The 8,834-nt window shown below is 61.6% G+C and carries 10 protein-coding genes; 6 read left to right on the plus strand and 4 right to left on the minus strand.

Features of this window, described 5'->3' with window-relative positions:
• Window positions 1-2: 2 nt before the first annotated feature.
• Window positions 3-1,625 (minus strand): indolepyruvate/phenylpyruvate decarboxylase, encoded by a 1,623-nt coding sequence (gene ipdC / locus Q7U49_RS13240; protein ID WP_304764733.1) that lies wholly within the window; start codon window positions 1,623-1,625, stop codon window positions 3-5.
• 128 nt (window positions 1,626-1,753) lie between these two features.
• On the opposite strand from ipdC, the gene Q7U49_RS13245 reads away from it, so the two are divergent.
• From Q7U49_RS13245 to Q7U49_RS13260, 4 genes are all read left to right on the plus strand, one after another.
• The gene (locus Q7U49_RS13245; RefSeq protein ID WP_304764734.1) at window positions 1,754-2,602 is read left to right on the plus strand and encodes a 3-hydroxybutyryl-CoA dehydrogenase; all 849 of its coding nucleotides are present in this window, start codon (window positions 1,754-1,756) and stop codon (window positions 2,600-2,602) included.
• A gap of 86 nt (window positions 2,603-2,688) precedes the next feature.
• On the plus strand, window positions 2,689-3,219 hold the full coding sequence (locus tag Q7U49_RS13250; protein ID WP_304764735.1) for a GNAT family N-acetyltransferase: 531 nt from the start codon (window positions 2,689-2,691) through the stop codon (window positions 3,217-3,219).
• A 7-nt stretch (window positions 3,220-3,226) separates the two neighbouring features.
• The gene (locus tag Q7U49_RS13255; RefSeq protein WP_304764736.1) at window positions 3,227-4,135 is read left to right on the plus strand and encodes a DUF808 domain-containing protein; all 909 of its coding nucleotides are present in this window, start codon (window positions 3,227-3,229) and stop codon (window positions 4,133-4,135) included.
• 185 nt (window positions 4,136-4,320) lie between these two features.
• Entirely contained in the window at window positions 4,321-4,638 is a 318-nt protein-coding gene (locus tag Q7U49_RS13260) for a DUF1840 domain-containing protein (protein WP_304764737.1), read from the plus strand.
• Between the two features lie 33 nt (window positions 4,639-4,671).
• On the opposite strand, the gene Q7U49_RS13265 is transcribed toward Q7U49_RS13260, so the two are convergent.
• The 3 genes from Q7U49_RS13265 to Q7U49_RS13275 are packed head-to-tail and all read right to left on the minus strand — an operon-like array spanning window position 4,672 to window position 7,247.
• Entirely contained in the window at window positions 4,672-5,295 is a 624-nt protein-coding gene (locus Q7U49_RS13265; protein ID WP_304764738.1) for a flavin reductase family protein, read from the minus strand.
• A gap of 23 nt (window positions 5,296-5,318) precedes the next feature.
• Complete coding sequence (locus tag Q7U49_RS13270) at window positions 5,319-6,566, minus strand: rhodanese-like domain-containing protein (RefSeq protein WP_304764739.1); 1,248 nt, start codon at window positions 6,564-6,566, stop codon at window positions 5,319-5,321.
• Between the two features lie 18 nt (window positions 6,567-6,584).
• On the minus strand, window positions 6,585-7,247 hold the full coding sequence (locus tag Q7U49_RS13275; RefSeq protein ID WP_304764740.1) for a GntR family transcriptional regulator: 663 nt from the start codon (window positions 7,245-7,247) through the stop codon (window positions 6,585-6,587).
• Between the two features lie 172 nt (window positions 7,248-7,419).
• On the opposite strand from Q7U49_RS13275, the gene dctP reads away from it, so the two are divergent.
• Window positions 7,420-8,424 carry a TRAP transporter substrate-binding protein DctP gene (gene dctP / locus Q7U49_RS13280; RefSeq protein ID WP_304764741.1) on the plus strand — a complete coding sequence of 335 codons (1,005 nt, stop codon included), beginning with the start codon at window positions 7,420-7,422 and terminating at the stop codon, window positions 8,422-8,424.
• Window positions 8,425-8,440: 16 nt separating this feature from the next.
• Window positions 8,441-8,834: TRAP transporter small permease (locus Q7U49_RS13285; protein WP_304764742.1), on the plus strand; the 394-nt coding region annotated here is incomplete at its 3' end.

The following is an 8,834-nucleotide window of genomic DNA, read 5'->3' on the forward strand; positions in this document are numbered from 1 at the left end:
CGTTATTTGGCCGCATTCAGCCGCTTCACCCCTGCCACAAATCGCGCCAGTGTGTTGGAGAGAACGCCCCGTGGAATGGTGATTTCAATCAATTGGAACTTGCCACGCGTGGCCACGGCTTTGTCCAGCGCCCGTTTGAGTTCGCCCCGCGTGCCCACGCGCACACCGTCGCCGCCCAGGCCGGCGGCCATCTCGGCAAAACCCCAGTGGCCGAGGTCGTTGAAGTGCGACTCGGGTTGGAAGGTGCGCAGCATTTCCCAGCTGGCGTTGTTGAACAGCAGCACGATCGGGTCCCAGCCATAACGCTTGCAGTTGCCCAGCTCCCAGCCGGTCATCTGGAACGCGCCGTCGCCCACCAGAATCAGCGGGCGCTCGCCGGTGGCGGCTTGCAGGCCCAGCCCGGCGGGTACGCCAAAACCCATGGTGGCGTAGTAGCCGGGCGCCACCAACGCGGTGTGGCTGATCTCCATGGCGGTGAACAGGCAGTCGCCCATGTCGGAGGCCATCGGCATCTTGCCGTGTTGGGCCATGAGGTCGTTGACTGCGGTGGCGATGTCGGTGGGTGTGATGCTTTGGGCGTCCTCGGCCAAGCCGATGGGAAAGCTTTGCGGCGTCACGCTGAAGGCCTTGTCGGGCCCCGGCACACGTTCCAGCATGTGGTTCACCACCGCGGCCAGCGGCAGATTGGCATAGGTGTGGTAGCCAATGTTGACCTGGCCGTTCAAGGCCTGGATGGTCTTGCGCATGTCGATCTTGGTCTCCGACACGGCAAAGTTGGTGTCACAGATGATTTCGCCCAGCAAAAACAGGCCGTCCGAGCTTTCCACCAGTTGCGTCACTTCGGGGAATCCCGCCACGCCCATGTAGGTGCCCACCAAAGGGGCGTCCTGGTCCGCCAGCAGGCCGCGGCCCATGAAACTGGTCACCACCGGCAGCCCCAGACGGCGCGACAGGGTGGCCACCTTGTCCTCCAGACCATAGCGGCGCACTTCCACGCCGGCCATCAAGACCGGTGATTTCGCTTGCTGCAGGCGTTCCAGGACTTCATCGACACACGCATTGAGCGCGTCCGGGTCCACTTGGAATGCGGCTTCTGGCACCACGTCGGCACAGGGCACGGCCACCATGTCGCGCGGAATCTCGATGTACACCGGCTCGGAGTGGCGCAGGCAACTGGCCAGCACGCGGGCAATGTCGGCCGGGGCGCGCTCGGCATCGTCCAGGCGCACCTGGTCGCAGGTAATTTCCTTGAAAATCTGAAACTGGCTGTCGAGCGTCTTGGCCTGGTGGTGCAGCAGCAGGCCCGAGCGTGACTCGTTCTTGCCCGGTCCGCCCGAGAGCACCACCAGCGGCGACTTTTCGGCAAAGGCGGCCGCCACGGAGTTGATCATGTTCAGCGCGCCTGCGCCATAGGTGACCGCGGCCACGCCCAGGCTGCCATTGATGCGTGCTGCGGCATCGGCGGCAAAACCTACGCCGGGCTCGTGCGACAGGGTGTAGAGCGGCAGGATCTGCGACTCTTCAATGATGCGGAAGTAGGGCAGGGCAAAGTCGCCCGGGATGCCAAAAATCTGCCGCGCACCGTGCTTTTTGAGCGCGGTCAGCAGTTGTTCGGTGAGATTCATGTGGAATGTCTCCTGGGTTGAGGTGGGCGGATTATCACAGCCAGCGGTCTGCAAGGCCGCTTGTGTGTCAGGCTATGCGGGGGTTCATGCCGTTACCATTGCAGCCTAAATTTTCTGGAGTTTTCAATATGGATATCACAACAGTTGGCATCATTGGCGCGGGCACCATGGGTAACGGCATTGCACAGGCGTGCGCCGTGTCGGGCATCAACGTGGTGATGGTCGACATCTCAGACGCCGCAGTGGCCAAGGGCATCGCCACGGTGTCGGGCAGCCTGGACCGCTTGATCAAGAAGGAAAAAATTACCGCCGACGACAAGGCCGCGGCCATGGCGCGCATCCAGGTCAGCACCCGCTATGACGACCTCAAGGGCGCCCAATTGGTGATTGAAGCCGCCACTGAAAACTACGATCTGAAGGTCAAAATCGTCAAGCAGCTCGATGCCATGCTGGCCCCGGAGGTGATCATTGCCTCCAATACCTCGTCGATTTCCATTACCAAGCTGGCGGCCGTGACCGGTCGCGCCGACAAATTCATCGGTATGCATTTCTTCAACCCGGTTCCGATGATGGCGCTGGTGGAAATTATCCGCGGCCTGCAAACCAGCGATGCCACCCACGCTGCCGTGCACGCCATGGCCACCGCTTTGGGCAAAACCCCGATCACGGTGAAGAACGCACCCGGTTTTGTGGTCAACCGCATTCTGGTGCCGATGATCAATGAGGCCTTTTTTGTGCTGGCCGAGGGCCTGGCCACGCCAGAGGACATTGACGCCGGCATGAAACTGGGCTGCAACCAGCCGATTGGCCCGCTGGCGCTGGCCGACATGGTGGGTCTCGACGTGTGTCTGGCGGTGATGGAGGTTTACTTGAGCGAGTTTGGCGACAGCAAGTACCGCGCCTGCCCCTTGCTGAAAGAAATGGTGGCTGCCGGCCGCCTGGGACGTAAAACGGGGCAGGGCGTGTACACCTACTGATTGCCAGGAATCACCGTCTTGTCGTCTTGCGGCGACAATCACCTGCTTACTTTGATTGATGGCCGGGCTGGTCCCCGGCGCTTGTTATGTCCCTGATTACGCCTACCGAAGTGCGCCCCGCGATTTTGCGTGACGCCAAAGCCATTGCCGAAATTCGGACCCGTTCCAGCCAGGCCGCCTTCAAGGCGGTTTTTCCTGGCGAAGCCGTGCCCGTGGGCGGCACCCCCGAACACAGCCTGGTGTACTGGCGCGAGGCCATTGAGTACAGCGAACCCCAGGTGCTGGTGGCCGTGCAAGGCGGCAAGGTCGTGGGTTTTGTCGGTTTCGACCGCTCACGCGACCCCAAGACGCCCAACACCATGGGCGAGATCTGGGCGCTTTACGTCGAGGCTGAGCAATGGGGTCAGGGCGTAGGGTTGGCGCTGTGGGACGCTGCCCGAGAAGGTCTGATTTATGAAGGCTGCACCAAGGTCAGCGCCTGGGTGCCGCTGGGTTTCGAGCGCGCACTGCGCTTTTTTGACATGGCCGGCTTCAAGCGTGAAATGACCAGTATCAAGACGGTGCCGATGGGAAATACCCGGGTCGAGGAAATCCGCTTCAAACGCGACCTGAACTGAGCCCGCCATGGCCACCAGTCTTTTGATGTTGCTCGACGACATCGCCACGGTGCTCGACGACGTGGCCCTGCTGACCAAGGTGGCCGCCAAAAAGACCGCCGGGGTGCTGGGTGACGACCTGGCTCTGAACGCCCAACAGGTGGCCGGTGTCCGGGCCGAGCGCGAACTGCCGGTGGTGTGGGCCGTGGCCAAGGGGTCGTTCATGAACAAGGCCATCCTGGTCCCCGGCGCGCTGTTGCTCAGCGCCGTGGCACCCTGGGCCATCACCCCGCTGCTGATGGCGGGCGGCCTGTTTCTGTGTTTTGAAGGCTTCGAAAAAGTGGCGCACAAGCTGTTGCACAAGCCAGATGCCGCCGAGCACGCCCAACTGGTGAATGCCTTGCTGGACCCGGAGGTGGACCTGGTGGCGGTGGAAAAAGACAAGATCAAGGGCGCCGTGCGCACGGACTTCATCTTGTCCACCGAAATCATCGTCATTACCCTCGGCACAGTGGCCGCCAGCCCATTCATGACGCAGTTCACCGTGCTGGCCGGGGTGGCGCTGCTGATGACAGTGGGCGTGTATGGCCTGGTGGCCGGCATTGTCAAGATTGACGACCTGGGTCTGTACCTGAGCCAGCGCAAAACTTCCCTGGCCGAAGCGCTGCAACAAAAGCTGGGGCGCGGCTTGCTGCTGGCTGCGCCTTGGCTGATGAAAAGCCTGAGCGTGCTTGGCACCTTGGCCATGTTTCTGGTGGGCGGCGGCATTCTGGCGCACGGCTGGCATGACCTGGGGCAGGGCATCGACCAGCTCAGTGCGGTGGCGGGCAGCCTGCTGCAACCCGGCTTGGGGGTGCTGCTCAATATGCTGCTGGGCGTGTTGGCCGGTGGCGCAGCGCTGTTGGTGGTGACGCTGGGGCCGCGCTTGCGACGGTAAGCTTCAACCGCCAAGGTCGGCCGCAGCGGTGCACGGCACAGACGAACACGCGTGGCATGACGGTCGTTCTGTTTCGCTTTTTGTGTGGCTGAGCTGATTTAGATCATTTGCGGGTCAGTCAACTTGGGCTAGCCTGCATGGCACCAGCCGGTTTTCGGTATACACCATCGCTTCTGGAGCCCATCATGATTTACAAATTCAAATCCCAAGCCGCCGCAGAGGTCATCATGCTTCAGGCCAATGGGGAGCAAATGCTCAGCATCATTGGCAAAGAGCCCTCAGTCCAGGGCATCGTCACCGTGGACCAAATTCCAGCTGCCATTGCGGCGCTGGACGCCGCCATCGAGGTTCACGAGGCGGCTGTAGCCAAGCGCCGCGAGCATCCAGAGCTCGTGGTTGAGGTGGAGGGCGACAGCGTCAGGTTGCGCGATCGCGCTGCGCCCTTCATCGATTTGCTCAAAACCAGCGCGCAGGCGGGGAAGGATGTTGTCTGGGGTGTGTGAATCCGGGCAGCTCCTGGCTGCGCGTTTTGAACTTCAGCCGCGCGGGCGGAGCATCTTGAACAATTGCTCCGGTCCTACCGAGAAATAGTCTGCCGCGCCACCGCCGCGCAGCACATGGTCGGCGCGGGCGGTGTCATAGATGCCGTTGACCAGCAGGCGCTGCGCAATGTGCACCGCCACCACCTCGCCCAGCACCAGCCAGGTGGGCAATATTTGGCCGTTGACATCCTGCAGCTGCAGCAGTTGTGTCAGGCGGCATTCAAAAGACACCGGACTCTCGGCAATGCGCGGCGGTGCCACCAGACGTGAGGCCAGCGGCGTCAGGCTGGCCAGCTCGAATTCACTGACTTCGGGCGCCACGGCGGCACTGGTCTGGTTCATGGCCTCGGCCAGCGGTCGCGTCACCAGATTCCAGACAAATTCGCCGCTTGCTTCAATGTTGCGCACCGAATCCTTGTAACCAATGCTGGAAAACCCGACGATGGGCGGCGTGTAGTTGAAGGCGGTGAAAAAGCTGTAGGGCGCAAGGTTGAGCAAACCGTCGGCGCTGTGTGTCGAGATCCAGCCAATCGGGCGCGGCCCGACGATGGCGTTGAACGGGTCATGCGGCAAGCCATGGCCCAGGCGCGGTTCGTAAAAGTGGCTGGTCTCCATCATGCTTGTATCCGGGCTGAATGGGCTTAAAGCACCTTGAAGCCGTGCGTGCCGTCGCGTGCCAGTTGCGCGACCAAGCCATATTCCCAGTCCAGATAGGCTTGCATCGCCTCATGCGGGTTGTCGGTGCCTTCGTAGGGTCGGCGATAGCGGTGCGGTGACGGCGGAACCGGCGCAGGCGGCTGACTGGTTTCGCTGAAATCGGTGGCTTGCAGGTCGTCAAGCACCCACACTTCCCAGCCCATTTGTGCCAGCCAGGAAGCCGTCATGTTGGCGCACACACCGTCCAGGTCGGCCAATACCGCGCGTGCGCCGCGCACCGGCATCGTGACATCGGTTTCCTGCACCAGTTGGCCGCCGGGCGCGCTGGCAAAACCGGGCAAGTGGCCAGCGGAAAATTCCGCGGGCGTGCGCACATCCAGGCAGTAGCCGGTGCGCGTTGTTTCACTGCGAAAGCGCAGCACATCGGCCAGTCGTCCTCGCTTGACCCCGGCACGGTCCGCCACAGCGCGGGCCTGCCGTGCGGCAGCCAGGCGCTGTGCCTCAGGTACGGGTGTGGCTCGCCGCCCGGCACCGTGTTCGAGCGTCTGCCCGGCCAGCGTCCAGCCAATGGTGCCGTTGCGCAGGGCGGCCACCGGGTTGGTGATGCCCGCGTTTACCAGCGACTGCGTGCCGATGATGCTGCGGGTGCGCCCGGCGCAGTTGACGATGATGCGGGTGCCGGGGTCGGGCACCAATGCGGCGGCACGCAGCACCAGTTCGGCACCGGGCACGCTGATGCTGGTGGGGATGTTCATGGTCTGGTATTCGTCAAAGCGCCGGGCATCCAGCACGACCACATTGGCTTGCTTGTCGAGCAAGGCCTTGACTTCCTGCGCCGACAGCATGGGGGTGTGGCGCTGCGCGTCAACCAGCTCGCCAAACGCCTTGCTCGGCACATTGACGTCCTGGAACACTTCGCCACCGGCTTGCAGCCAGCCTTGCAGGCCACCGTCTAACAGGTGGACCTGGCTGTAGCCGAGTCCTTGCAGGGTTTGCGCAGCGAGCTGGGCCAGACCTTCGCCTTCGTCATAGACCACGATCAGGGTGTCCAGGCGCGGGATGCGGCGGCGCGCATCTGCGGTCACGCGATTCAGCGGCAGATTGGCGGCGAACAGCGGATGCGCCTGGGCAAAAACATCTTCTTCGCGCACGTCGAGCAGGGCAATTTCCTGCTTGTCCAGCAGGGTCTGGCGCACCTGGGCGCAGGTTTTGAAGGGGAAGGGTGTTGACATCGCGTTGGCTTGTAGAGATCAGGTCTGCGCCGGCATGGCCAGTTCAGCCAGTGACGCCAGCAGGTCGCCAAAGCGCTCACCTTGCACCACCACGTGATCATGCAGGGCGGTGGCAGCGGCTGCTGCATCGCCTGCAAGAATGGCGCGCACAACGGTGTCGTGCTCGACAAATGAGGTGCTGATGCGGTTGCGCACGCGCAACTGCAGGCGCCGGTAAGGGCGTAAGCGCCGCTGCAGCTGCTGCGCCTGCTCACCCAGAAAGACGTTGTGGCTGCCGGCGTAAATGGCCGCGTGGAAGCGTTCGTTGCAGTAAAAATATTCGTCAGAGTCCTGTGCGTCGCGCGCGGCTTCGCAGGCCTGATGAGCAGCCTGTAACGCGCTGCGTTCGGCGTCACTCATGCGCCGCGCGGCCAGCCGTGCGCACATGGCTTCAAGCTCGGCCATCACCTCAAACATTTCCAGCAGGCGACCCGGGCCGATGCTGGTGACCACGGCGCCGCGGCGCGGCCGGATCTCGATCAAACCCTCGGCGGCCAATTGAATCAAGGCTTCCCTGACCGGCGTGCGCGACACCCCGTGCTGCTCGGCGAGCGTGGCCTCATCGAGCGCGCAGCCGGGTGGCAACTCGCCGGTGGCGATTTGCTCTTCAATTTTTTCGCACACTTGGTCAGAGATTTTCATCGTTCAATTCTCGCACTTCTGTTTTTACTGGATTCAATAAATTGCTTAGGGTATTCACTAATGCATTTAAAAAATACAAAAACTACATTAACGAACACATTCAATGCATTGGTTGAATGCGTTTGAAGCCCAAGAAATTGTTTATTGACATCCAAATCCAGGAGACAAACCTATGAAATGCCCCGCCCTTGCCAAATCCCTGACCGGCTTGCTGGTCGCAGCCCTGCCCTTGACGGCAGCGTTGGCCGACAGCATCACGCTCAAGGCCTCCCACCAGTTCCCCGGCGGCAAAGGCGATGTGCGCGACGAAATGGTGCAGATGATTGCCAAGGAGGTTGCCGCTGCCAACGTCGATCTCACCATCAAGGTGTTTCCCGGTTCCAGCCTGGTGAAGGCGCAAGATCAGTGGAAGGCCATGCAGACCGGTCAGATCGACATGACCTCGCTGCCGCTGGACTACGCCTCGGGCATTCACCCGCAGTTTGGCGCCACGCTGATGCCGGGCCTGGTCAAGAACCATGCCCACGCGCTGCGCATCAATACCTCGCCTTTCATGCAGGACATCAAGGCCATCATTGCGCAGGGTGGCGCCCACGTGCTGGCCGATGCCTGGCTGGCCGGTGCCTTCGCTGGCAAGGACAAGTGCATTCTCAAGCCCGAAGATGCCGCCGGCATGAAAGTTCGTTCAGCTGGTGCCACTTTCTCGCAGATGTGGGCCGGCGCGGGCGCGTCAGTCGTGTCGATCCCGTCCAACGAGGTGTACAACGCGATGCAGCAGGGCGTGATCCAGGGGACGGACACCTCCACCGGCAGTTTTGTGTCATTCCGCCTGTACGAGCAGGTCAAGTGCATCACGGCGCCCGGTGACAACGCGATGTGGTTCATGTACGAGCCGGTGCTGATTTCCAAGCGCAGTTGGGACAAGCTCAACGACGCGCAAAAGAAGGCGTTGACAACAGCCTCCAAAAAAGCCGAAGACTACTTCAACGTCGAGTCCAAAAAGCTGGACGACGAGATGGTCGAGACCTTCAAGAAGAACAATGTCAAAGTGGTCACCATGAGCAGTGCCGATGCCGAAGCCTGGCGTGCCGTGGCCAACAAGACCTCGTACAAGGTGTTTGCAGAAAAAGTACCTGGCGGCAAGGAGCTGATCGAGAAGGCGCTCAGTGTTAAATAAGGAAAAAGAACAGAACTTGCCCCTGTGGGTGCAGGCGGTTTACGCCGTTTCGCGCGCGCTGGGGGTGTTTTCTGCGGGCCTGATCGTGCTGGCGATTGTGGTGGTGTGCCAGATGGTGTTTGTCCGGGCGGTGCTCGGTGAGTCGTCCATCTGGCAGACCGAGTTTTCCACTTTCTCCATCCTGGCGGCCACTTTTCTGGGTGCCCCCTACATCTTGCTGACGCGCGGCCATGTGGGCGTGGACATTTTGCCGATGGTGGTGGCCGGCAACAAACGTCGCGCGCTTTATTTTGCGGGTAGCTTTATTGCGCTCGCCTTCTGTGGATTGTTTTTTTATGCCTCGCTGTCGTGGTGGTATGAAACCTGGACCTCGGGCCACACCACCTCGTCGATGTGGCGCGCCAGACTGT

It is taken from the genome of Rhodoferax sp., assembly GCF_030653815.1.
GTDB lineage: Bacteria > Pseudomonadota > Gammaproteobacteria > Burkholderiales > Burkholderiaceae_C > Rhodoferax.

Coding starts and splice junctions, on each gene's coding strand:
- ipdC (WP_304764733.1), bottom strand. CDS start 1,625: ATGAATCTCACCGAACAACTGCTGACCGCGCTCAAAAAGCACGGTGCG.
- Q7U49_RS13245 (WP_304764734.1), top strand. CDS start 1,754: ATGGATATCACAACAGTTGGCATCATTGGCGCGGGCACCATGGGTAAC.
- Q7U49_RS13250 (WP_304764735.1), top strand. CDS start 2,689: ATGTCCCTGATTACGCCTACCGAAGTGCGCCCCGCGATTTTGCGTGAC.
- Q7U49_RS13255 (WP_304764736.1), top strand. CDS start 3,227: ATGGCCACCAGTCTTTTGATGTTGCTCGACGACATCGCCACGGTGCTC.
- Q7U49_RS13260 (WP_304764737.1), top strand. CDS start 4,321: ATGATTTACAAATTCAAATCCCAAGCCGCCGCAGAGGTCATCATGCTT.
- Q7U49_RS13265 (WP_304764738.1), bottom strand. CDS start 5,295: ATGATGGAGACCAGCCACTTTTACGAACCGCGCCTGGGCCATGGCTTG.
- Q7U49_RS13270 (WP_304764739.1), bottom strand. CDS start 6,566: ATGTCAACACCCTTCCCCTTCAAAACCTGCGCCCAGGTGCGCCAGACC.
- Q7U49_RS13275 (WP_304764740.1), bottom strand. CDS start 7,247: ATGAAAATCTCTGACCAAGTGTGCGAAAAAATTGAAGAGCAAATCGCC.
- dctP (WP_304764741.1), top strand. CDS start 7,420: ATGAAATGCCCCGCCCTTGCCAAATCCCTGACCGGCTTGCTGGTCGCA.